Genomic DNA, 22,760 nt, shown 5'->3' on the forward strand with positions numbered 1-22,760 from the left:
GGTGCATCCAGCGCTTATTGCTTACCAAGCCCCGGAAGTTGACTGTTGCTCAGCGGATGCTACCAAACTGTGCTGGATGCGCTCCCACAATTGGCTGGCAGGGGCATGGCGGCTTTCCATTTGCGTGGCAACCCGGTCAACCGCTTGCCCCAGCGTGCGGATGCAACCCTGACAATCTTCCGCGCGGCAATGCCCGGTCAATTTACCAAAGGTTTCCCACCCACCTAACTGACGAAAACTTTCCGCATCTTCAGACGCGCTGATGAAATTGCCCTGCCGGAAATAATACAAACAAGGAATGCTGCGGAAAGGCTCGGGGTGGCGTGATTCCGTACCCAATACATCACCGAGCATCATGAAAGATCGCTCCCAACCCCGCAGCGCACACAAACCAACTGCCAACAAATGCCCACAAGCCGTATCAAACGGGTTAGTTTGGCGGGCAGTATTCATTTCTACCTGACACAACTCCAAATCACCGCGTTGGTAACACTCCAGCGCAAAAACACCGTGGGCAAGGGCGTTACCTGGGTTTAACGCGAGGGCTTTCAGGGTCAATTGCCGCCATTGGTCGGTCAGTAAGGTGCAGCCTTCAAACGCCAATAGCCGCGCATACAAGCACAGTACCGCGAAATGCAGGTGCGCCAAGGCATCGTCGTGGTACTGGCGGGTACGTTCGCGGCAAGCTTGCAAAAACGCCCGGAAGCTGCGCTCGGATACGTCTTCCTGCAAGAAATGGATGTGTTCGACCAACACCTGATAATGCGCAGGCATGGTGTCTTGGCTACGCCAGTAACGGCTCCAATACGCCAACGCCGCGCCCCGGTTGAGGCTGAAGGCTTCCATCACCATTTGCGCGGAGATAGTTTCCAGCAATTTGGGATCATACAGACGCGGGATAGAAAAACTGCCCGACCACACCACTTCGTGGGTCAGGGTATGCAGCAACACTTGGCTGGCAAGGAACCCATCCGGCTCAATCTGTAAGTCACACTTGAGGATGAACTCTGCCCGATGGTGCTGCCAAGCGTATTCCAGCTCATCTTCAGCATGACGGGAAGTGTGCGCATGATCCGCCAGCGCAATCCGTACTTCGCGGAAGCGCCCTAAAATCACGGGTAGGCCAGAGTACAGGCTGTAAACCAGATTACGCGCCGTATCATCGCGGATCGACGCCGGATTTTGGCAACTGATGTAAACGCGCGGGCCGACTGACTGGATACTTTTTTCTTCCCAACCCGGCTGCTGCGCAATGCGTGGTGCTCCCACTTGAAGGAATACCGGCTCATAACTGCCCACAGGTAACTGGATGCGTAACAGGCTGCCTTCGCCGTCAGCAAGGTAATATTCTTCCAGCAACTTGCGTACACGCCCCGCTTCGACACGCACCGCCGGGTTTTCCGTGGGGCAGTAATCCGTTGGCTTGCCCAAAGCCTCAACGGCGATACCGTATTGGGTGATTTTGCTGCCACGTCCTGCCAATTTTTCGGCAACGACATACTCCAGAAAATTACACGCTTGTTTTTTCGCCTCGAATACGCGGCTTGCCAGTAACTTTTCGAGTTCCTGACGAACACTATCCTTGTTAACCATCTATCCTGCTTCGCCTGAAAAGGCATTATGACGATTTTGTGACACTAAGCTTACCCGTGGGCGCAAATATAATACGCACAAGGTAACAGCCACAATGCAAATTAAGTAACTGATTGTAACAATCAGCGCGTTACGGGTAACGCCGTGATTTTACTTCTATCCCTCCCGCAACCCGCTATCATGCGCCCCCCATCAGAACACAACGTCACCCAGCGTCAATAACACGCTACTTTTACAAACCGATAAGGGGAAATACGCCATGCTGACACAACAAACTGTTAACCAATTTGCACGCAACCTGCAACAGCACGCGCCGTTCGTGGAAAACATGCAAATCATGACCGTAGACGGGCTGACCTTGCACGCCGATACCCCCGTGCGCAATGAAGATACCGTTTCCGCCTTGACCGCGATGCTGTATAGCGCGGCGCGTAACCTTGCCAGCCATTTGGATGCCAACATCCCCCAAGGCATGATCATTTGCATGGGCGAGCACTACTACGCGATTGCACGGGTCAACGATGATTGCGTCATGGGTTTTCATGTACCAGTACAGATGAACACGCCACAAGCCTTGCAAGCGGTATGCGATTTCATCGACGCCAACGAACACCAACTGCGCATCACCCACTGATAGCACCGCACAGAGGAATTCCCTATGGATTTATCCACAATGACCGCTGAGATTCTGAGTAAGATTCCTCAGGCGATGATCCCAACAGCAGCGGATGGCGACCTGATCCGCCGTTACCAAAAGTTTTTCAAGCAGCACGAAGAGGCTGTGGTAAAAGGCTTCTATGATGTTGCTTTCAGTGATGCCAGCACCAAAGGACACCTGAACCCAGCGGAACGTCCGGCGCGGGAAAACACCTTGCGCGAGTGGTATAAAATCACCACCAGCGGGCATTTCGATAACCATTACTGGACGTGGCAGGCACTGGTCGGCATTGTCCATGTCAAACACAATATCCCCAACTCCGCGATGCTGAGCATGTGGGGCTGGATCATCAACTTCCTGCAAACCCGTTTGCTGGAGGAGTTGCCCGCAGCAGAAGCCTTGGCAGCCATCCAAATCTTGCAGAAAGTACAGGCGACCGTCTGTAGCCTGATTGTGGAAAGTTTCATCCTCACCCAGCAAGAAGCCATCACCCGTGCATCAGGGCTAAAGCCCGCGATTCAGAAGCGTTTCATCTACATCGAAATCGACAGTATGCTCAAGCAAGGCCGCGCCACCCTGCAAGCCAATATGCAGCAAGCCGCCGCCTGATACCCCGCACCAATTAGCACCGCTTATCCGGTCAGGCCAGTGTTTTACACCGTGCTTGACCGTCCATCCGCAATTTTCGGCCTTTTTTGCACCGCTTATCCCCGCCAAACCACCACTTGTTCCGGTTATCGCCTCTATTTTCCCAGTTATCTCCGTCGGTCGTTCTTATCGAACCGGCTTATGGGAATATAAGACTCATCAAGTAACAAAAACAAAGACGAGGACGAAACCATGAAAAACAACAACAAAACCAAATTGTTAGCAAAAGCTGCCGGGGTTGCACTGGTGCTTTTTCAAATGATTTCTAACAGCGCATCTGCCGATTATCGTGGTTACTGGATGGATGCCGTACAAAATTACCAAGGCCAATCTGCCGATTATCGGAGTTACAACGAACCGATGGAACCCGTTTATCAGGAACCCCAATACCAAGCAGCGGCGCAGTATCGTGACAACTACGCACCAGCGCCAGCAAGCTACCCAGTAATGGCAGTCCGTGCTTCCTACGACACCAACCAATATCAGGATCGCCCCACTGCCCAGTGAAACTGAGGCGTACAGAATTTCTCGACTCTCTTTGTAGATGGATTAGCCGGGTTCGCCCGGCTTCTTTTTGGCTTTAAAAGCCGATTTGCACTATAAGCATCAAGCCCAACCACGCCAGCGTATGCAGCAATGACGCCCAGCGATACCGCGCTGCCAATACTTCCGGCAAGATGTTGGTAATCAGGAACAGTTGCCCCGCGTTTGCCCCATCCATGATGTGCATCCCCGGCGCGAGCTTTTGTTCGTGAATATCTTCCTCTACCCAACGCTCAGCAGCCGTGCGCACGCTTTGCCATTCCTCAGGATCAATCTGCCCATTGCTGTTGGCGTCAAAAGATTGCAGTAACAGTTGGGGTTTGGCTTTCCATTCCGCCAGCACCTCCACCAAGCGGGCGCTGCGGTTAACGCGGATATTGTCGCCACCGTGGGTGCGTAATTCGCCTAAGGCATACAAGGTTTGACCGGGGTAAATGGCGTGCAGCCAAGAGAAATGCGTATTGCCGGGGCGGGTAATGATTTCAGCTTTTTGTGGGAACAGCAGGCAACGCCCGTAACCATCATCCAGCACGAAGGGTTCGTTTTCCACATAACCGGGCAGCCACACCGTCGCAGGCAAATTCGGCAAACCCCGGTAGCTTTCCCCTTCCGGCAAATGCACAGTCCCCGCCAATTCCACGTAACCTTGCGCACTGCTGCTTAGGCTGGAAGTTGGGGTATCCACAATCAGGCGGTAACGACGAAACAAGCCTAAGGCAAACCACAAACTGATCGTGGCGGGCAGTAACAGCCATGCATGTTCAAGTTTGGTGTAGACCAGCAGGCAAACCGCCCCCCAAACCAAGGCAAAACTGGGTAAGGCCGCAAGGTTCATCAAGCCACCGCGACGTAAGACCGCGTAACGCTGGTGATCCGCGATTTGGAACCAGTCGAAATTACTAGCCGCTTGTGGTAACACGGTCGCGCCTAGTTAGGAGCTGAAATGCGCGGCGACATCCACATCGCGGGTTTCCTCAACACTAAAGCTCATCAGGCGGAAATGCTTGAAGCTAAATGCCTTGGCGATGATGACATCGGGAAACTGTTCAATACGGGTATTATTGTTGTTGGCGAAATCATTGTAGAACTCGCGCCGGTCAGCAATGCTGTCTTCCAAGCCAGTGACACGCTCGCGCAAGTGTTGGAAGGACTCGCTGGCCTTTAATTCTGGGTAGGCTTCCGCCACCGCAAACAAATTACCTAAACCGATACGCAACTGGTCTTCCGCCGCACCCAACGCATTCATATTGCCGGACTGGAGGGCACTGGCAACCAAGTTGCGGGCTTCCATGACTTTTTGCAGGGTTTCCTGTTCGTATTGCATGTGTTCTTTACACACAGCTACCAGTTTGGGCAGTTCCTCATTGCGCTGCTTGAGCAGGATGTCGGTATTGCTCCACGCCTTCTGGGTATTGTTTTTCAGCACCACAAGTTGGTTGTACAACAAGATGCCCCACAGCAGCAGGCCACCCAACAGGGAAAAGAAAATGATGAGTCCGGTATTCATGGCATTATTGTTATCAATGGTTAATCGGGCTTTGTCCAGTTTAGCAAAGGAAGGGGGTAACGCAGGCATCAACCGATAAGCGGCAACCGTTTATAGGGCAAAACCCTACCGCCTGCTCATTCTTCCCCCGACAAGCAGCCAAGCATTACCTACACTCTATACCGAAGACACCAGTGCAAAATGAGAAGAATGTCAACGACAATGGAACAATACCCCTAAGCGTAAGGAAGCGGACATTCATGAGCACAAAAAGTATTTTGGCACTGGCGAATTAATAAAAGCGTATCTCTCTCAGTCTCCCTCACGCCCCGCATCCCCCTGCGGGGCTTTTATTTTTCCGCCTTAGTACACGCCAGCACCTTGTCCGGGAGCCAATTCTTCCAGCAACAAGGTTTTGCCTTTCATACTTTCTGGCTTAGAAATACCCATCAATTGCAGCACGGTCGGCGCAAGGTTGCTCAAACCGCCATCCGTGGAAAGCCGCCAATTGGACTTGTCGATGATCAAGCAAGGCACAGGGTAAACCGTGTGTTGGGTATTCGGCTCCCCGGTCAACGGATCAACGTATTCGTCGCAGTTGCCGTGGTCAGCGGTCAGGATCACGGAATACTCATTCGCCATTGCCGCATCCAGCACCCGCCCGACTTCATGGTCAAGCGCTTCCACTGCCTTAATCACAGCGGCCGGAACCGCCGTGTGCCCCACCATGTCACCGTTGGCAAAATTCACCACGATGAAACAATGCTGCTGTTGCCCCATCGCCGTAATCACGGTATCCGCGACTTCTTTGGCACTCATTTCCGGTTGCAAGTCGTAAGTTTCCACCTTGGGGGATTCGATCACGATGCGGTCTTCACCCGCATAGGTACGCTCACGCCCGCCGTTGAAGAAGAAGGTGACGTGGGCGTATTTCTCGGTTTCCGCGCAATGTAACTGTTTCAACCCCACCAGACTGATGGTCTGCGCCAAATTGGTCGCAGGGCGCTCGGGTGGGAACATGACCCGCACCAGCAAACGCTTGTCGTATTCGGTCATGGTGGTAAGCGCGACTGTCTCGAAATCACCCCGGTCGAATTCATCGAACTCTTCCATCGCCAAGGCTTTAGCCAATTCGCGCGGGCGGTCATTACGGAAGTTGAAAAACAGCACCGGATCGCTGCTCTGGATCAATTCGGCATTCGGCAGGATACGCGGCTTGATGAATTCATCAGCTTCACCCGCAGCGTAAGCATCTTCAATCGCCTGTAAGGGGCTAGCGGCTGGCACGCCAATACCACGCACCATTGCATCCCACGCGATTTTGATTCGATCCCAACGGTTATCCCGATCCATTGCGTAAAAGCGTCCGCTGATGGTGGCAATTTCACCGCCTGTCCTTTCCATCAAATCCGTGATTTGCTTGATGAACTGGCGGGCAACCTTCGGGGAGGTATCACGTCCGTCGGTAATCGCGTGCAATACCGGCTTGACGCCGTGTTCCATGCAGGCTTTCAACAGTGCGGCAAGGTGATTAATGTGGCTGTGGACACCACCATCAGATACCAGCCCAATCAGGTGTAGGGGACGGTTTTCGCGTTTCGCCTCAGCCAATACATGCAAGAGCGAATGGTTTTTGTAGAAACTGCCATCGTCAATGGCATCGTCAATGCGCACCAAATCCTGCTTGAGGATCATGCCGCAACCGATGGTCATGTGACCCACTTCGGAATTGCCCATTTGCCCGTCCGGCAAGCCGACCGAACGCCCTGATGCTTGCAAGGTTGTGTGTGGGTGCTTACCGAAATATTCATCCAGCCGGGGCGTGTTGGCCTCATAAACGGCGTTGAATTTTTTGCTGGGATTCACCCCGAAACCGTCGAGAATGACTAAGATCGTCCGACGGCGGGGAACGGTTGAGTGTCTCATTGATTGGCCTCGTTATTTCTACAAACCTTCATGAAGCGGCGCATTGTAACAGAACGTTGCTTAATTTTCGCAGCACAATTGACTTTCAGGTTTTTTTACGTTACCAAGGACGGCATAAGAACTATTACCTTAAAATTTATTATCCATACAACTATTACAAGCAATCTTAACGGTAAAGGGCTACATCATGAAAATACAATTGGTTGCTTTCAGGCAATGCTTCGTCTGGCTTGGGGCGGGCTGGTTTGCGTTCAAATCCAATCTGGGCGCGTGGCTGGTGCTGTCGATCTTATTTTTAATCACGTTAATGCTGCTGGGCATTCTGCCTTTCGTGGGAATTCTGTTCGTGGCATTGTTCATGCCCTTCTTGTTAACCGGATTGCTGGTGTCTGCGCACCGTTCGCTGGTTGGCTCGCTCGCACGTGTTGAAGACATGCTGATGGGCTTCAACGATGACCGCTTGCGCCGCCCACTATTGCAACTCGGGAGCTTTATGGCGCTGGGCACACTGTTGATTTTTATCGCCTTATACCCGCTGAGCCTAGAGGCACTCAAAGCCACTTACACCACGCAAAGCGACACCCACCTCGCGGCAACATTAGTGGCAATGGAACAATCATCGCCGGTCAGCCTGTTGTTACAAATGGGGGTAATTGCGCTGGTGCTGATGGCTTTCTTTTACGCCACCCCGCTCGTATTGTTTGAAGACCAAGCACCACTGGATGCCGTCACCAACAGCTTGCTGGCTTGCCTGAAAAACATTATCCCACTGACCCTGTTTGGCGTGATGGTGCTGATATTGGGATTCATAGCGTCGTTTGCTTTCGGGCTGGGGTATTTGGTGTTGATCCCGGTATTAGCGAGCGCTAATTACGCAAGCTTCCGCGACACGTTCGATCCGGTGGAACCCCCTGAGGATGAACCACCGAATAATACACGGAAAATGCCCCGCGCCCGTTCTTCCGCTTAAGGCACGCTACGGGTCTTTTTTATCTTCAGCTTCTTTGCGGAAGTTTTCTTCCATGCGTTTGAATTCGGCATCCATACGCTCCAATTCCGCCTCCATTTCCGCTTCGGTCAAGGGGCGGAATTCCTCGTCATCGGTGGATTGCACATCAACCGTTTCTTCAAAAACGTGCTTATCATCTTCCCACGCAGTGCCTGTCGTCGCTGCGGCGGCTGCACCTGCGGCAACTACCGGCAAGTTGCTACCACTGTTTTGTTGCGCTTCATGCGCTTCCTTTTCCACATGGAAGCGTTCCAAATGCTTGGCAAATACGCGGCTCAGGAACAAGCCCAACTCAAACAACAACCAAACTGGCACTGCCATCAGCGTTTGTGACACCACATCCGGCGGCGTCAGGAACATAGAGACCGCGAATGCCCCCACGATAATATAGGGGCGTGCTTTGATAAGTGTTTCGGCACTTACCACACCCATACCGATCAGCAGGATGGTTGCCACGGGCGTTTCAAAACTAAGACCAAAGGCCAAAAACATCGCCACAGTAAAATCTAGGTAGGTGGCAATATCCGGTGTAGGGTTGACATTACTCGGTGCAAACGCCACCGCTGCCTTGGAAATCATTGGAATAACAACGAAGTAGGCAAACGCCATGCCAATATAAAACAGCCCCACACTGGAAACCAGCAATGGCGTTATCAACCGCTTCTCATGCTGATACAGGCCGGGAGCAATAAACCCCCATATTTGGTAGAAGGTATAAGGTAAGGTCAGCAAAAACGCGACCATCAGCGCCAGTTTGAAAGGGATCAGGAACGGGGACGCAATCCCGATAGCGATGAGCTTTTCGCCATGCGGCAACTGGCGGACGAGTGGATCAGATAACCAGTTGTATAAGTCTTGGGCAAAAGGGCTTAATGCGATAAAAACCACGCCCAACACGATAACAATACGCAGCAGGCGGTCACGCAGCTCAATCAGGTGTTCCAGAAACGCCTTAAAACCGACCTCTTGAGCATTATCACTGGGGTTTGTCATGCTGCTCCAATGCCTTACGCACCGCGTCGCTCTTCTCTTCCATCATGCCGCGCAGATTGCGCAATTCTTCTTCTTGTTTGTAGAGCATGGTGCGCAATTCTTCCGTGTGCAGCTCACGCTCAATATCTGCGCGGGTGGTTGCCACGAAACGGCGAACTTTGCCAATCCATTTGCCAATCGTCCGTGCTACGGTTGGCAAGCGTTCCGGCCCGATTACCAGCAAGGCAACCACGCCGATCATGACCATTTCGAGAAAGCTGCTTTCAAACATGGGGGGTCTTTAGACCTTATCCTTTTCTTTAGCTTCCGAATCAATTACCCGGCCTTGCGGGGTTTGTTGGGAAACTTGCTGGTCAACCTTGGACGTTTCAGCATCATCCCCATCCTTGATGGCTTTCCTGAAATTTTTGAAGGCTTCGCCCAAGTCACCGCCCATGTTGCGCAGCTTTTTAGTGCCAAACAGCAGGATAACAATGATCAACACCACGAGCAGTGGGAAAATACCGGGAGCGTGCATAGTCTTTCTGTCCTTTTTGTTACGAGGGTCGGTTGGCTTTTTCCACCAGACCTGACATGCCGAAACGGCGTGCGAGTTCATTCAGCACATCGTCGGGGTGTAGGTTCTGCTGTGCCAGTAATACCAGCGTATGAAACCACAAATCCGCGACTTCATACACAATCTTGTCTTTTTCGCCGTCTTTCGCCGCCATCACGGTTTCGGTGGCTTCTTCGCCGATCTTTTTCAGGATCGCATCCAGCCCCTTGGCGTAGAGCTTGGCGACGTAAGAGCTATCCGGTTCCGCCTGTTTACGGCTTTCCAGTACGGCGGCGAGTTGGGTGAGTACGGTATCATTCATCATGCGGCATTATAACCTCATTTCAATCCCTTGTGCCGCCATGTAGCGTTTAGCTTCCCCAACGGTATATTCGCCGAAATGGAAAATGCTCGCCGCCAGCACGGCATCCGCACCGCCTTTCAGCACGCCATCCGCCAAATGCTGCAAATTACCCACCCCGCCGGAGGCAATCAGCGGGATACCCACGCGGTCAGTAATAGCACGGGTAAGGCCAAGGTCAAATCCGACCTTTGTCCCATCACGATCCATGCTAGTCACGAGCAATTCGCCCGCGCCGTATTGCGCCATTTTTTCTGCCCATTCGACCGCATCAATGCCAGTACGTTTGCGTCCGCCGTGGGTGAATACTTCCCAACGGTCAGGTTCGCCCGGTTCGTTGACACGTTTGGCATCTATAGCTACTACGATGCATTGCGAGCCAAAATAATCCGTACATTCTCTAACCAATTCGGGATTAAACACAGCAGCAGTATTGATGCCGACCTTATCCGCCCCCGCGTTAAGCATCCGGCGCACGTCTTCGGGCTTGCGGATGCCGCCACCGACAGTCAGTGGAATGAAAACTTGCGAAGCCACCGCTTCTACCACATGGATAATGGTGTCGCGGTTGTCGGAACTGGCGGTGATGTCGAGGAAGGTGATTTCGTCTGCACCTTCGCGGTTGTAGCGGGCGGCGATTTCCACCGGGTCGCCTGCGTCACGGATGTCGACGAAGTTCACGCCTTTGACGACACGACCGTTGTCCACGTCAAGGCAGGGGATGATGCGTTTGGCTAAGCCCATATCATTTCACCGAATCAACGTATTGTTGCGCTGCCGCCAGATCAATCGTGCCTTCGTAGATCGACCTGCCGAGGATTGTGCCCATAATGCCCGTACTTTCCACCGCACACAGCGCAGTAATGTCATCCATATTGGTCACACCACCGGATGCCACCACGGGAATGCTGATGCTGGAGGCCAGTTTTGCGGTTTCTTCCACATTCACGCCCTTCATCATGCCATCGCGGGAAATGTCGGTGTAAACAATGGCACTGACGCCTGCTTGCTCAAACTGCTTGGCGAGTTCTATTGCAGAAACGCTAGACACTTCCGCCCAACCATCGGTTGCGACCATGCCGTTTTTCGCATCAATACCGACGATGATGTGACCGGGGAATTGCTTGCACAGGTCAATGACGAATTGCGGCTCTTGCACTGCTTTCGTACCGATGATGCAGTATTGCACGCCCGCATCCAGATACGCCGCCACGGTTGCTGCATCACGGATGCCACCGCCGATTTGCACGGGAACATTGGGGAAACGCGCAGCCACGGCACGAACCACATCACCGTTGACTGGTTTTCCTTCAAATGCACCGTTCAAATCAACCAGATGCAGGCGGCGAGCGCCTAAATCGACCCAGCGTTGCGCCATATCGACGGGGTTGCTGGCGAATACGGTGGTGTCTTCCATCCGGCCTTGGCGCAAACGCACACATTGGCCGTCTTTCAAATCAATAGCGGGGATCAGCAGCATCGTTCAATCCTTGGTTGTGAAGGCTGAATGCTACCGCAAAACGGGGCAAGCGTCAGGCTTTTGTGTGCGGCGACATGCTGCTAGAAATTTGTCGCTAACCAACGCGCGTTTTCGATCTATTATCAAAGCTAGCGTCAGCCACTTCCTTGACTAGATTCCACGAGTTAGCGGAAAAATATGGACAACCACACCAATAGCCAAAACACGACTGAGCTTATGAATCAATTGGATAGATTACTTACCCTATTACTATCCGTACCCGAATCAGAACGACCGAGCAATGCGGCCTACTACCTTGCCAAACTTGCACGATATACGATCAATCGTGGAGCCGATTACCCAATGATTGCCAGCGTTTGGTCTCATGGTGACTTTGAAGACTTAACCGAGGAAGAAATTAGCAGCGACAGAGCTAGAAAGCTGTTCGCGCTCATTGATCGAACTCATAATGCGGAAATTGGCATCAATTGGGATGTGTTGAATGCTGCACTGGATGTATATTGAGTACAGCACTCTTATGCCAAAATCAGCCATCACGTAACACGCTGAACTCTCTAAATAACCGCACCGGGAGTGGTGTCTGTAATTTCCAGCGAATACTCATTGGTCGATCACCTTTCACATCCACCAACGTGACAGCACCGCAAGCCCGATAGGGGCTGGTTTTGTCCTTGCGCACAAAGAGTTGGAACTGCCAGCCATTATCAGGGCTTTCTAGGTAACGCCGCCCTGTTTTAGTATCTGCCCCCGCCGTATTTTGAGTCTGCCAATGAAACAACTCACTACTAATAGCGTAATCATGATACGCAATGCTGGCATGATAGCCGCTACTTTTATCAATCGTCACAAACAGAAGCTCAGTTTTACGTGTTTTCAGAGGTAGAACACCAGACTGAAACGGGGAACGACGTTCCGCCGTCAACCAGCCTACAGCCGTCAGAATTTCACGCACACCATACGCAGCGTGTAAGCAAAGTGGTGTATCTTCCAAACCTGCGATGGGTCGATTAGGTAAATGACTACGTGCTTGCAGGACTTCTGATAGCTCCTGTAAATCTTCGCAAAGGACAGGGTGTGATGCTAAACGTTGTAGGAAATCACGGTAGTGTCCAACCCGCGTCTGTTGTCCATCAACTTGGTAAGCCAACATTTGTAAACGGCGTTCTTCCTGCTCATTTTGTACCGTGTAGCACCCACTGCTTTCAGCAATGCGTTGCAGCAAATCTAGCTGTATCGGGTCATCAATATGCAGTAGATCAGCAAAACGCTCACTAAAATAGCTTTCCTCACCACCTTGAGGTTGTTGAAGTAAGCCCGCACCACGCTTCAAGCTAGTCCAGCCACTGGGTTTTGTTGAGCGATAAATATCTGATAAATCAATAAGCTGTTCACGCAGAAAATCTTTCAATAAAACGTGGCGATTACTGTGCAAAGCAATGTAAGCCTGTAATTCACGGCGTAAGTTACGCCACCCTTGCTGTGTCAATAAGCGCAAGCTATGCAGAACTTGATCGCGAGCGCGTTTCTGTAAATGGATATGGCATCCGACAGGTAATGAACCGAAGCCATTTTCCACAGAATCCATCAACTGGCGACGTGATTGCCCTGTTAGGCTACCCAGCAATTTGTCAAACCGAAACTCCACACGATGTTGCCCCACAAAATCCAATATCAAGCAGCTTTCTTTGCCGGGCGAGAGGCGTAAACCCCGGCCAATTTGCTGCTGAAACAATACCGGACTTTGTGTCGGACGCAACAACAGCAACGTATCCACCATGGGTAAATCAACACCTTCGTTATAAAGGTCAACCGTCACCAAAGCGCACAATTCGCCACGATTTAAACGCTGAGGGGCTAAGCGCCGTTCCTCAGTGGGTGTTTCGCCCACCACGCAAGCAGCAGGGAAACCGGCTGCATTCAAGAAACTTGTCATGAATTGGGCATGAGCAACCGATACGCAGAACACCAAGGCTTTGCATTCGCGAGGATTAGCGGTTAAACGACGCCATTCGTTGATAACCAAGCGGGCACGGACATGATCACCTGTTAGCAACTTATCCAATGCACTGGCTTCCCCACTTTGCTGCCAAGGTATCTGGCTAAAATCAGTCTCATCGTCGCAAGCGTAATACTCAAACGGGGCAAGCAGTTGTAAATCCAAAGCGTGCCACAAACGTAATTCGACGGCAGGACTCCCATCGGGGCGACAGTCGAAATAAGGCAAAATCGGCTTCCCGTCACTACGTTCGGGAGTAGCGGTCAAACCAAGCAGTATCGACGGATGTATAGCACGCACGAAAGCATCAAACCGATCTGCCGCCAAACGATGACATTCATCCACCACGACGGTATGCCAATAATCTGCGCCGTAGCGCTCGACCAAGCGGCGACTGGTTAGGCTATCTATCGTGGTGAAAAGATGATCGTATTGATCAGCTTCTTGCCCACCACCTAATAGCTCGCCGAAACTCTGATCACGTAAAACTTCTCGGTAAGTCCGCAATGACTGCCGTAGGATTTCCTCCCGATGCGCTACAAACAACAGGCGCGGACGCCCACCGTGTTTCCGACAGGTAGCGTGGTAGTCAAAGGCTGCTACCACCGTTTTGCCGGAGCCAGTCGCGGCAACCACCAGATTCTTCATCCGGCCATGTTCGCGCTCGTATTGCAATTGCTCCAACATCTCTTCTTGATAGGGTTTTGGCTGTAGATCAAAAAAAGTGGGCGTTGCTAATAGACTGGTACCTGCTTCACGTGCCAAAGCCACTTTCAAGGCTTGTTGGTGAACGGGGTTTTCTGGGTCATATGTTTGAAACTCGCCATCTTCCCACAGCGTTTCAAAATGGGCTTGGGCACGAATAAACAAGTCGGCTTGACCATGCTCGGTAAATTTCGTCGTCCATTCCAAGCCTCCCAGCAAGGCTGCGCCGGAAAGGTTCGCACTTCCAACGTAGGCAGACCCAAAGCCAGTATTACGTTTAAAAATCCAGGCTTTGGCATGAAGTCGAGTGCGGCGTCCATCCAAGGAAACTTTCACTTCGCAACCCGCTAAACGTGCCAAGTCATTGAGTGCTTGCTGATCTGTTGCCCCGGTATACGTTGTGGTGAGAATGCGGATCTGGGTGCGACTTGTTCCTCTCGCATCAACAGCCGTAATCGCTTGTAAGACATCGTATAAGCGTCGAACACCGGAAACAGTTATAAAACTGACCAAAATATCAACTTGATCACAATTGGCGAGTTCCCGCCTAAGCTCATGGAGCAATGACGGTGTATCTTTTCCTGCTGTGAATAACCATGGGGTAGATAACCCGGTTTCAGGTGCTTGTGGTGTTTGGTGCTGCGAATGTATGGATGTTAAGCGCTGTACGGGGCTTGCCAACAACTCAACTACTTCAGCAGAACCGGATAATCGCTGGCGTAAATCAAGCAACAGGTCATTGACGAGTGCGAGTTGGTTCAGTAGCTTCTGATCATCTTGTCCTGAAATGTCTTCCAGAATTAACGCCAACTGCCGTCCAACAGCTTCAGCGAGTCGTTCATGACTATTAGCAGTATCCAGATTTTCCAAGCTGGCTTGTTGAGATGTAACCGCTTGTATTTTCTGCTTAAGTACATCCGTTAGGATGAGGTCATATAAGCCAGAACGGAGAGGCTGGAGTGGCATCAACTATTCCTGTGGCATCACAATTGTTAGATAGGTTTTGCGAGTGTCGCCTATAGTTGCTTTCTTGATCAAGAAGAAAACTCTACCGTGCCTGCAACACTTCCCAGTGAACCTCCACCTCGCCCTTATCACCCGCGATATAAGCGGAATCGCCAGTAATCGTGATCGACAAATCCATGGTGCGGCTCACTAAGGCAGCCAATGCTTCGATTTCCTCCCACCGGAAGCGGTAAAAAGAGGCGTTCAACTGGCTAAACTTTTTCACATTTTGTGACCACCAGACATCCGACTTGCTGTTAAAGCTGTAGACGCTTACTTTTCTCGCCCGGTTAGTCGCCTTTTTTACCCGTTCTGGGGTCGGCTCGCCCAAGTCAATCCACAGCGCGGTTTGCTCATCCATCGTGCGTACCCAGACTGCTGGTTCTTCGGCATCTTCCAGCCCTTTGGTCAGCTCAATCCCTTCCTGTGCATTGAGGCAATAGGCCAGAATACGCACCATCATGCGTTCAATGGTTTCGGATGGATGCTGGGCAATGGTCAGATTCAGGGAGTCATAGTAATCCCGTTCCATATCCGATAACGCAATTCTGGCTTTATAGATGGTTGGTTTGATTGCCACGGTTACCCCTGTTTGCTGTGCTGTTGAGAAGAAATGCCCGGATACTAACACGAATGAATAAGCCACCATCACCGTGTAATGGTCTAATGCTTTTGGACGGAGCCTACCCAAAATTCGTCATACACAAAAACGCCCGCAATCGCGGGCGTCCTATCCTGACCAAGCAAGCACGCGGCTTACGTTGCCTGATAATAAATATTCTGCGGATGGTTAGCCTGTGCGAAGAAGAACCAGCGTTCCGCCAACAGCCCCAAGTATTGCACCACAAACGCCAGTGCCAGCAGCAGCACGCTGCCATTGCCCCAACCGATCACCAGCAAGGCCACTGGCAACACAAATACCGCAATCGGGAACAGCGTCTTGATCATGCGCATGAATTGCGGCGTTTGATGGTGGAAAAATTCGCGGGTATTGAACGAGCCACCCATTGCCCCCTGCGAAATCTGTTTGATTTTCGGGTGGCGCACACCAATTGCGGTGCAAGCGCTGCTTTTCATTTTCAGCTTGGCATTCCGGCGCAAGGAATACATGCGGGTAACAAAACCGATCAGGGTAATGATCACCGCCCACATTGCATAAAATGTCACCAACCCGCTGTCTTGTGAGCCTGCCAACGCCGCCGACAGCGTAAAGCCAGACGCGCCGCCCAGCAGCAGGTAATTCACCACCGTCAACGGCGTTGCCCATTCCTGAATGAAACGGATTGCGGCGTAAATCATCCCCGTGCACAGGTACAACAAAAACGCCAGCGCCGTCGCCAACGCCCCCACCACCAAAGACAAATGGATGGAAACCGCCCCCGCCACCAACACCACCGGGTCAATACCGAAGTAATACAGTGCGCCCCAGATAACCGCTATGCCGCTAAACGCAGGCAACACGATCACCTCACGCGCCAGCCACGACGTGCGCCATTTAGTCGCCGCACGCCATGCGCGTTCCGGTCGCCCCAGATGGAAAAAGGATGCAAACAACCCCAAGCCCATCAACAAAGCCACCAGCAACGAACCCGTCACGTACAGCGCTACCGGCGGCATTTCCCCGCCCAATACGCCGAATGTCGCGTAAACCTGACCCGTGTACAGCGCCAGAAACAAGCCCTGACCCGCGCCAATCAGCGTGGTCAGAAAAATTACCGAAAATGCAGGATGCATAAAACCAAATCTCCTTAGAACAGGAAGTCGTCGAGCGTCGGCAGGTCGGAACTGACCGGGGCACGCTGTTCTTCTTTCTTCAATGGGTTGTCTACGCGGTGCAGCGCTTCGTCGCTCACGTTCGCCTTGGTCTTGCGCCGTGGCAAGTAATGGTTGGCAGGGCGCGTACCCCATTCCGGTTGCAACTGGTAGCCGCCGCGTTCATTGATCGCCACCGACACCGCAGAATCCGGGTCATGCACATCGCCAAACAGCCGCGCACTGGTCGGGCAAGCCAGCACGCACGCCGGTTTGCGCCGCGATTCCGGCAAACTCATGTCGTAAATGCGGTCAACGCAAAGGGTGCATTTTTTCATCACCTTCTGCTTTTCGTCGATTTCACGCGCACCGTAAGGGCAAGCCCACGAGCAGTACTTACAGCCGATGCACTTGTCGTAATCGACCAGCACGATGCCGTCTTCCTTGCGCTTGTAGCTTGCCCCTGTGGGGCACACCGGCACACACGGCGGGTCTTCGCAATGCAGGCAGCTTTTGGGGAAATGCACCGTCTCGGTTTTGGGGTATTCGCCCACTTCAAAGGTCTGCACGCGGTTGAAGAATGTCCCGGTCGGGTCTTTGCCATACGGGTTCTTGTCAGACATCCCGCCGCCACTTTCGCCGGAGGTATTCCATTCCTTGCAACTGGTCACGCAGGCGCTACAGCCCACGCACACATTCAGGTCAATAACCAATGCCAACTGGGTCATGATTAACGCCCCCCCTTGAACATATTCTTGAATTTGCCGCTCCCACCGATGAAAGTCAGCCACTTACCCACAGGTTTCGCCATGCCGGGGTAACGCGGTTGGGTCGGGAACTGCGGGAAGGTGGAACCCTGTTCCGCTTTGCTGGCTTTGTACACTTTCACGCGCACGTCAAACCACGCCGCCTGCCCGGTAATCGGGTCGGAGTTGGAAAGGTGTTCACCTTCCGCTTGGTTGGGCAGCTCTTCACCGATGATGTGATTGAGCAGGAAGCCACGGGTGCATTCGTTGGCGTCCTTTTCCAGACCCCACGCGCCGGAGGCTTTACCGATGGCATTCCACGTCCACACCGTGTTAGGTTCGACCGATTGCGAGTAACGCGCTTGGCAGCGCACGCGCCCGTGGACAGATTCCACCCACACCCAATCGCCGTCTTCAAAGCCGTTTTTCTCGCCCACACTGGGGTGCATGTGCAAGTAGTTGTGCGCATGGATTTGGCGCAACCACGCATTCTGCGAATCCCACGAGTGGTACATCGCCATCGGGCGCTGGGTCAACGCGCTCAGCGGATAATCACGCTTGTTGATCATCTCGTTTTCGAGCGGCTCATGGTAAAACGGCAGCGCATCGAAGAAACGTTCCACCCGTTTACGCAAGCGATCCGGCGGCTGTTTGCCGTGCGAAACGCCCTGTGCGGCGCGGCGGAACTTGTGCAACACCTCGGAATACAGGTGGATATTGATCGGCTCAGCATGACGGGTCAGTCCATTAGATTTTGCCCACTGCAAATACCCCATGTTCCAGTTGCGCATGTATTGGTAAGAACGCGGCATCACGTGGTGGTGCATACAATTGTTCTTGGCGTACTGTTCCCACTGGTTGGGGTTGGGTGCGCCGCGCATGGTCTTTTCACCGCTCTGCCCGCGCCAGCCACTCAAGAAGCCGATACCGGAACCCGGTGCGGTTTCAAAATTGACGATGAAATCCGGGTAGTCGCGGAATTTACGCTTGCCTTCCTTATCCACAAACGCGGGGAAACCAAGGCGTGAACCCAATTCGATCAGCACTTCTTGGAACGGCTTGCACTGCCCAGTCGGTGGCAAAATCGGGATACGCACGGAATCCACCGGGCCGTCGAATTCGGAAATCGGACGGTCGAGCATCGACATAACATCGTACCGTTCCAGATAGGTGGTATCCGGCAAAATCAGGTCAGCGAAGGAAGTCATTTCCGAATGGAAGGCATCGCAGACCACGAGGAACGGGATTTTGTACTCGCCGTTTTCGTCCTTATCCTTGAGCATGTCGCGGACTTCGGTGGTGTTCATGGACGAGTTCCACGCCATGTTTGCCATGAAAATCAGCAAGGTATCGAGTTTGTACGGGTCGCCGCGCCACGCATTGGTGATGACGTTATGCATCAAGCCGTGTACCGACAGCGGGTATTCCCACGAAAAGCCCTTGTCGATGCGCACGGGTTCACCCGCATCATCGACGAACAGATCATCCGGGTCAGCAGGCCAGCCCAACGGCATCCCTTCCAGCGGCGTGTTTGGTCTTACATCTTCTGGCGAAGTCGGGGTTTTAGGGCAAGGCGGAATCGGGCGCGGGTACGGCGCTTTGTGGCGGAAACCACCCGGACGGTCAATCGTCCCCAGCAGTGACATCAAAATACTCAACGCACGGATGCTTTGGAAGCCGTTGGAATGCGCCGCCAAACCCCGCATGGCATGGAACGCCACAGGGTTGCCGGTCACATGATCGTGTTCATTGCCCCACGTATCTGTCCACGCAATCGGCAATTCGATTTTCTGGTCACGTGCGGTGATACCCATCTCATGTGCCAAACGGCGGATGGTCGCAGCCGGGATGCCGGTAATGTCTTCCGCCCATTCCGGGGTATATTCTTCTACCCGTTCACGCAGCAATTGGAAAGAGGGCTTCACGGGCGTGCCGTCTTTCAATTTGAATTCGCCGGTCAGGAACGGGTCAGCGCCGGGGGTATGAGTAGAAATCGGCTTGTTCAGCTCCCTATCCCACCACAGCTTGTTTTGCGGGTCGAAACAGCCCTCTTCCAACGGCACTTCAAAGCGCAGGAACATGCCGTATTCGCTGTTTTTCGGATCCATATTGACCAGTTCAGGGCCATTGGTGTAATTCACCACGAAGTCGCGGTCATACAGACCCTGCGCAATGATTTCGCGGATAATCGCCAGCAACAATGCGCCATCCGTCCCCGGACGGATCGGAATCCACTCATCCGCCACCGCCGCATAGCCAGTACGCACCGGATTGATCGCAATCATGCGCCCGCCGTGGCGTTTGAAATGCCCCAACTCGATTTTCATCGGGTTGGAATGGTGGTCTTCCGCCGTACCGATCATCACAAACAGCTTGGCATGTTCCAGATCGGGGCCGCCGAATTCCCAGAAGGAACCGCCGATGGTATAGATCATCCCCGCCGCCATGTTCACCGAGCAGAAACCACCGTGTGCCGCGTAGTTCGGCGTACCAAACTGCTTGGCGAACAAGCCCGTCAGCGCCTGCATCTGGTCACGCCCGGTGAACAGGCCGAAGCGCTTCGGATCAGTCGCGCGGATGTGGCGCAACCGGGTTTCCAGCGTATCGAAAGCCTCTTCCCACGTAATCGCCTCAAACTGGCCTTCACCACGGGTTGCATTGGCTTTGCGGCGCAACGGCGTGGTCAGGCGGGCGGGGGAATATTGCTTCATGATGCCGGAAGAACCCTTGGCGCAGATAACGCCCCGGTTCAACGGGTGGTCGGGGTTGCCTTCAATGTATTTCACCTCGCCATTTTTGAGGTGGACATTGATGCCGCAACGGCACGCGCACATATAGCATGTGGTGCTTTTGATTTCTGTCGACTGGTTTGCTTGTGTGGTCATATCAGTACGTAACTAAATAAGGAATTACTGAAATACAGTATAACCCGATAGTGCTTGATGTAGGTCAAGTAATCAATAAAAAGATTTATTGCCTTTTATAGATTTTACTTATCAACAAGGAAGGCGCTCTAATGGCAGCTTAGGCATTAACCGAAAGGCGTTGTTGGCGGGGAAAACCGGCAAACGCTGGTGGCTTGGGCAACCACCAGCGGCTAGGTCGATGCGTTATGCTACTTCAAGCTTGTTAGCGAGTGATTCAACGATCAGGTCAATGTCCAGCAAACGGTCTTGCAATGCCATACCCGTTTTTACATTTTCCAGTAATTGCTCAATGCCCCGGACGTGTTGCAGGCGCAAGTCCAACAGCTCGACGCTGGCTTTGAGCGGAGCCAACAATGATTCGGCATGACCACTGTTGTTGTAAATGTGTTCGCGGATTTGCTCAGCCTGACTGATCAACGTACCGCAACTGTCATGCTGAACCAGCAACTTGCCGTTATGCAACTCGTCTTCGCCATCGTGTGAGTCAGCTTGGCTATCAGCAGCTAGCTCCCGCATCCGGCTGCGTAAGGCAGCGATTTTGGTGCGGTTTTCCTGAATGACTTGCTGGTTGCCAGTAAGCTTGCCTTGCAATGTGTGATAAGCCGCCTCAACCCGTGACAACAGCGATGGCTCGGGAACGGCTTCTGGTTCTGGCTCTGCGGCGGCAACAGTTGGTTCTGCGGCGGGCTGCTCAGGCTCAACCACTGTTTCCTCTACCACATCAGTTTCAGCGGGTGGAGCGTCAGTTGATGCTTCTTCAACAACATTTTCAGTGGGTGGAACGTCGGTTGATGCTTCTTCCACGACAGTCTCGGTGGGTGGAACATCGGCTGACTCTTCTTCCACAACAGTCTCAGTGGATGGAACGTCCGTTGATTCTTCCACGACAGTCTCAGTGGATGGAACGTCAGTTGGCGCTTCCACCACATTGTTTTCTGCTGGCAGGGTATCGTTAACTTCTGGTGTATCGTGCGTTTCTACCGCATTGGAAGGGTGTTCGTTTTCCATGGATTCCTCCTTAATTTTTGATGCCTAGACGTATGGCGTGCTCGATTCTTAGGCTCGCCGCAGCCATCGTCAAGACAAAGCAGATAAGAGGATTACACCAGCAGAAAAGCGGGATGTTTGCTCACACCCCGCTAAGCCTACACCTGCCAGTTCACGAAGTTTTCCAGCAGCTTTAAACCATCATCGGCGGATTTTTCTGGATGCGCTTGGATCGCAAACACATTGTCTTTAGCAATCGCAGAGGCGTAACTGATACCGTATTCGGTGGAACCTGCAATCAAGTCGGGCGTGACAGGTTCAACGTAATAACTGTGGACGAAATAGAACCGTGCCCCGTCAGCAATGCCTTTCCAAAGCGGATGTTCCATTTGCTGCCAAACTTGGTTCCAACCCATTTGCGGAATCTTCAAACGCACGCCGATTTCCTGATGGACGTTGCCGAAATAGCGCACGTTGCCTTCGTACAGGCCGAGGCATTCGATGCCGCCATTTTCTTCTGAGTGTTGCATCAACACCTGCATCCCCATGCAAATACCGAGGAAAGGTTTGGTGCGGATGACTTCGCGCACTACTTCCGCCATGCCACGGGTTTCGAGTTCGCGCATACAGTCACGCGCAGCACCCTGCCCCGGAAATACCACGCGGTCGGCTTTAAGGATGAAATCCGGGTCGGCGGTGATCGCAACTTTGGCATTCGCACCGGCAACGTGCGCGACGGCGCGTTCCACGGAGTGCAAGTTGCCCATGTTGTAATCAATGATGGCGATGGTTTGCATTACAAGCTCCCTTTGGTGGATGGCATGATGCCCGCCATGCGCGGGTCGAGTTCCTGCGCCATGCGTAACGCCCGCCCGAAGGCTTTGAAAATGGTTTCGGCAATGTGGTGCGCGTTACGCCCACGGATATTATCGACGTGCAACGACACCAGCGCGTGGTTGACGAAACCTTGGAAAAATTCGTAAAACAGGTCGGTGTCAAATGCACCGATGTGCGAACGCAGGTAGTCAGCGTGATGTTCCAACCCCGGTCTGCCGGAAAAGTCGATGACCACGCGGGAAAGTGCCTCGTCCAATGGCACATAGGCGTGCCCGTAACGGCGGATGCCTTTCTTGTCGCCGAGGGCTTTGGTGAAGGCTTGACCCAAGGTAATGCCAATGTCTTCCACACTGTGGTGGTCGTCAATGTGCTTGTCGCCCTTGCATTCGATGTCGAGGTCGATCATGCCGTGGCGGGCGACCTGATCCAGCATGTGTTCGAGGAAGGGAATGCCGGTGTCAAAGCGGGCTTTACCCGTGCCATCGAGATTGATGGTGACACGGATTTTGGTTTCGAGCGTGTTGCGTTCCACGCTGGCAGTACGTTCGGTCATAGCTAAACCTGTAACAGTGA

The 22,760-nt window shown here is 52.8% G+C and carries 23 protein-coding genes; 5 read left to right on the forward strand and 18 right to left on the reverse strand.

Features of this window, described 5'->3' with window-relative positions:
• Nucleotides 1–21 precede the first annotated feature (21 nt).
• Nucleotides 22–1,593: a hypothetical protein gene (locus PHE17_RS01120; protein ID WP_301013948.1), complete on the reverse strand. Its 1,572-nt coding sequence runs from the start codon at nucleotides 1,591–1,593 to the stop codon at nucleotides 22–24.
• A gap of 259 nt (nucleotides 1,594–1,852) precedes the next feature.
• Here PHE17_RS01120 and PHE17_RS01125 point away from each other — a divergent pair, with 259 nt between their 5' ends.
• From PHE17_RS01125 to PHE17_RS01135, 3 genes are all read left to right on the forward strand, one after another.
• Complete coding sequence (locus PHE17_RS01125) at nucleotides 1,853–2,227, forward strand: roadblock/LC7 domain-containing protein (protein ID WP_301013949.1); 375 nt, start codon at nucleotides 1,853–1,855, stop codon at nucleotides 2,225–2,227.
• A 24-nt stretch (nucleotides 2,228–2,251) separates the two neighbouring features.
• Nucleotides 2,252–2,860 carry a protoglobin domain-containing protein gene (locus PHE17_RS01130; protein ID WP_301013950.1) on the forward strand — a complete coding sequence of 203 codons (609 nt, stop codon included), beginning with the start codon at nucleotides 2,252–2,254 and terminating at the stop codon, nucleotides 2,858–2,860.
• 231 nt (nucleotides 2,861–3,091) lie between these two features.
• Nucleotides 3,092–3,406 (forward strand): hypothetical protein, encoded by a 315-nt coding sequence (locus tag PHE17_RS01135; protein ID WP_301013951.1) that lies wholly within the window; start codon nucleotides 3,092–3,094, stop codon nucleotides 3,404–3,406.
• A gap of 73 nt (nucleotides 3,407–3,479) precedes the next feature.
• On the opposite strand, the gene PHE17_RS01140 is transcribed toward PHE17_RS01135, so the two are convergent.
• The 3 genes from PHE17_RS01140 to gpmI form a co-directional block, all read right to left on the reverse strand.
• The gene (locus PHE17_RS01140) at nucleotides 3,480–4,361 is read right to left on the reverse strand and encodes a hypothetical protein (RefSeq protein ID WP_301013952.1); all 882 of its coding nucleotides are present in this window, start codon (nucleotides 4,359–4,361) and stop codon (nucleotides 3,480–3,482) included.
• A 12-nt stretch (nucleotides 4,362–4,373) separates the two neighbouring features.
• Nucleotides 4,374–4,949, reverse strand: a complete 576-nt coding sequence (locus PHE17_RS01145) for a LemA family protein (protein WP_301013953.1) — start codon at nucleotides 4,947–4,949, stop codon at nucleotides 4,374–4,376.
• 342 nt (nucleotides 4,950–5,291) lie between these two features.
• Nucleotides 5,292–6,854, reverse strand: coding sequence for a 2,3-bisphosphoglycerate-independent phosphoglycerate mutase (gene gpmI, locus PHE17_RS01150; RefSeq protein ID WP_301013954.1), 1,563 nt, complete (start codon nucleotides 6,852–6,854; stop codon nucleotides 5,292–5,294).
• A gap of 187 nt (nucleotides 6,855–7,041) precedes the next feature.
• Here gpmI and PHE17_RS01155 point away from each other — a divergent pair, with 187 nt between their 5' ends.
• A complete protein-coding gene (locus PHE17_RS01155; protein WP_301013955.1) occupies nucleotides 7,042–7,824 on the forward strand; it encodes a BPSS1780 family membrane protein in 783 nt (260 codons plus the stop codon).
• Nucleotides 7,825–7,830: 6 nt separating this feature from the next.
• On the opposite strand, the gene tatC is transcribed toward PHE17_RS01155, so the two are convergent.
• From tatC to hisA, 6 genes are read right to left on the reverse strand one after another with little or no spacing between them, the layout of a single operon-like run.
• Entirely contained in the window at nucleotides 7,831–8,856 is a 1,026-nt protein-coding gene (tatC, locus tag PHE17_RS01160; protein ID WP_301013956.1) for a twin-arginine translocase subunit TatC, read from the reverse strand.
• Nucleotides 8,840–9,127 (reverse strand): Sec-independent protein translocase protein TatB, encoded by a 288-nt coding sequence (gene tatB / locus PHE17_RS01165; protein ID WP_301013957.1) that lies wholly within the window; start codon nucleotides 9,125–9,127, stop codon nucleotides 8,840–8,842. Before tatB ends, tatC begins: the two co-directional genes overlap by 17 nt.
• Before the next feature lie 9 nt (nucleotides 9,128–9,136).
• On the reverse strand, nucleotides 9,137–9,373 hold the full coding sequence (tatA, locus tag PHE17_RS01170; RefSeq protein WP_301013958.1) for a twin-arginine translocase TatA/TatE family subunit: 237 nt from the start codon (nucleotides 9,371–9,373) through the stop codon (nucleotides 9,137–9,139).
• 19 nt (nucleotides 9,374–9,392) lie between these two features.
• Nucleotides 9,393–9,713, reverse strand: a complete 321-nt coding sequence (locus PHE17_RS01175; protein ID WP_301014051.1) for a phosphoribosyl-ATP diphosphatase — start codon at nucleotides 9,711–9,713, stop codon at nucleotides 9,393–9,395.
• A gap of 9 nt (nucleotides 9,714–9,722) precedes the next feature.
• The gene (gene hisF / locus PHE17_RS01180) at nucleotides 9,723–10,496 is read right to left on the reverse strand and encodes an imidazole glycerol phosphate synthase subunit HisF (protein ID WP_301013960.1); all 774 of its coding nucleotides are present in this window, start codon (nucleotides 10,494–10,496) and stop codon (nucleotides 9,723–9,725) included.
• Between the two features lies 1 nt (nucleotide 10,497).
• On the reverse strand, nucleotides 10,498–11,232 hold the full coding sequence (gene hisA / locus PHE17_RS01185; protein WP_301013961.1) for a 1-(5-phosphoribosyl)-5-[(5-phosphoribosylamino)methylideneamino]imidazole-4-carboxamide isomerase: 735 nt from the start codon (nucleotides 11,230–11,232) through the stop codon (nucleotides 10,498–10,500).
• A gap of 177 nt (nucleotides 11,233–11,409) precedes the next feature.
• Here hisA and PHE17_RS01190 point away from each other — a divergent pair, with 177 nt between their 5' ends.
• A complete protein-coding gene (locus PHE17_RS01190; protein ID WP_301013962.1) occupies nucleotides 11,410–11,736 on the forward strand; it encodes a hypothetical protein in 327 nt (108 codons plus the stop codon).
• 22 nt (nucleotides 11,737–11,758) lie between these two features.
• Here PHE17_RS01190 and PHE17_RS01195 read toward each other — a convergent pair whose 3' ends face one another.
• The 8 genes from PHE17_RS01195 to hisB form a co-directional block, all read right to left on the reverse strand.
• Nucleotides 11,759–14,899 carry a DUF3427 domain-containing protein gene (locus PHE17_RS01195; protein WP_301013963.1) on the reverse strand — a complete coding sequence of 1,047 codons (3,141 nt, stop codon included), beginning with the start codon at nucleotides 14,897–14,899 and terminating at the stop codon, nucleotides 11,759–11,761.
• 82 nt (nucleotides 14,900–14,981) lie between these two features.
• Complete coding sequence (locus PHE17_RS01200) at nucleotides 14,982–15,518, reverse strand: YaeQ family protein (RefSeq protein WP_301013964.1); 537 nt, start codon at nucleotides 15,516–15,518, stop codon at nucleotides 14,982–14,984.
• A gap of 176 nt (nucleotides 15,519–15,694) precedes the next feature.
• A complete protein-coding gene (locus PHE17_RS01205) occupies nucleotides 15,695–16,672 on the reverse strand; it encodes a DmsC/YnfH family molybdoenzyme membrane anchor subunit (RefSeq protein WP_301013965.1) in 978 nt (325 codons plus the stop codon).
• 14 nt (nucleotides 16,673–16,686) lie between these two features.
• Nucleotides 16,687–17,418, reverse strand: a complete 732-nt coding sequence (locus tag PHE17_RS01210; RefSeq protein ID WP_301013966.1) for a 4Fe-4S dicluster domain-containing protein — start codon at nucleotides 17,416–17,418, stop codon at nucleotides 16,687–16,689.
• 2 nt (nucleotides 17,419–17,420) lie between these two features.
• Nucleotides 17,421–20,321 carry a molybdopterin oxidoreductase family protein gene (locus PHE17_RS01215; protein WP_301013967.1) on the reverse strand — a complete coding sequence of 967 codons (2,901 nt, stop codon included), beginning with the start codon at nucleotides 20,319–20,321 and terminating at the stop codon, nucleotides 17,421–17,423.
• A gap of 225 nt (nucleotides 20,322–20,546) precedes the next feature.
• Nucleotides 20,547–21,371, reverse strand: a complete 825-nt coding sequence (locus PHE17_RS01220; protein WP_301013968.1) for a hypothetical protein — start codon at nucleotides 21,369–21,371, stop codon at nucleotides 20,547–20,549.
• 137 nt (nucleotides 21,372–21,508) lie between these two features.
• A complete protein-coding gene (hisH, locus tag PHE17_RS01225; protein ID WP_301013969.1) occupies nucleotides 21,509–22,147 on the reverse strand; it encodes an imidazole glycerol phosphate synthase subunit HisH in 639 nt (212 codons plus the stop codon).
• The gene (gene hisB / locus PHE17_RS01230; protein WP_301013970.1) at nucleotides 22,147–22,740 is read right to left on the reverse strand and encodes an imidazoleglycerol-phosphate dehydratase HisB; all 594 of its coding nucleotides are present in this window, start codon (nucleotides 22,738–22,740) and stop codon (nucleotides 22,147–22,149) included. The genes hisH and hisB overlap by 1 nt, the downstream gene beginning before the upstream one ends.
• Nucleotides 22,741–22,760 lie beyond the last annotated feature (20 nt).

The organism is Thiothrix sp. (assembly GCF_028714775.1).
Classification (GTDB): Bacteria; Pseudomonadota; Gammaproteobacteria; order Thiotrichales; family Thiotrichaceae; genus Thiothrix.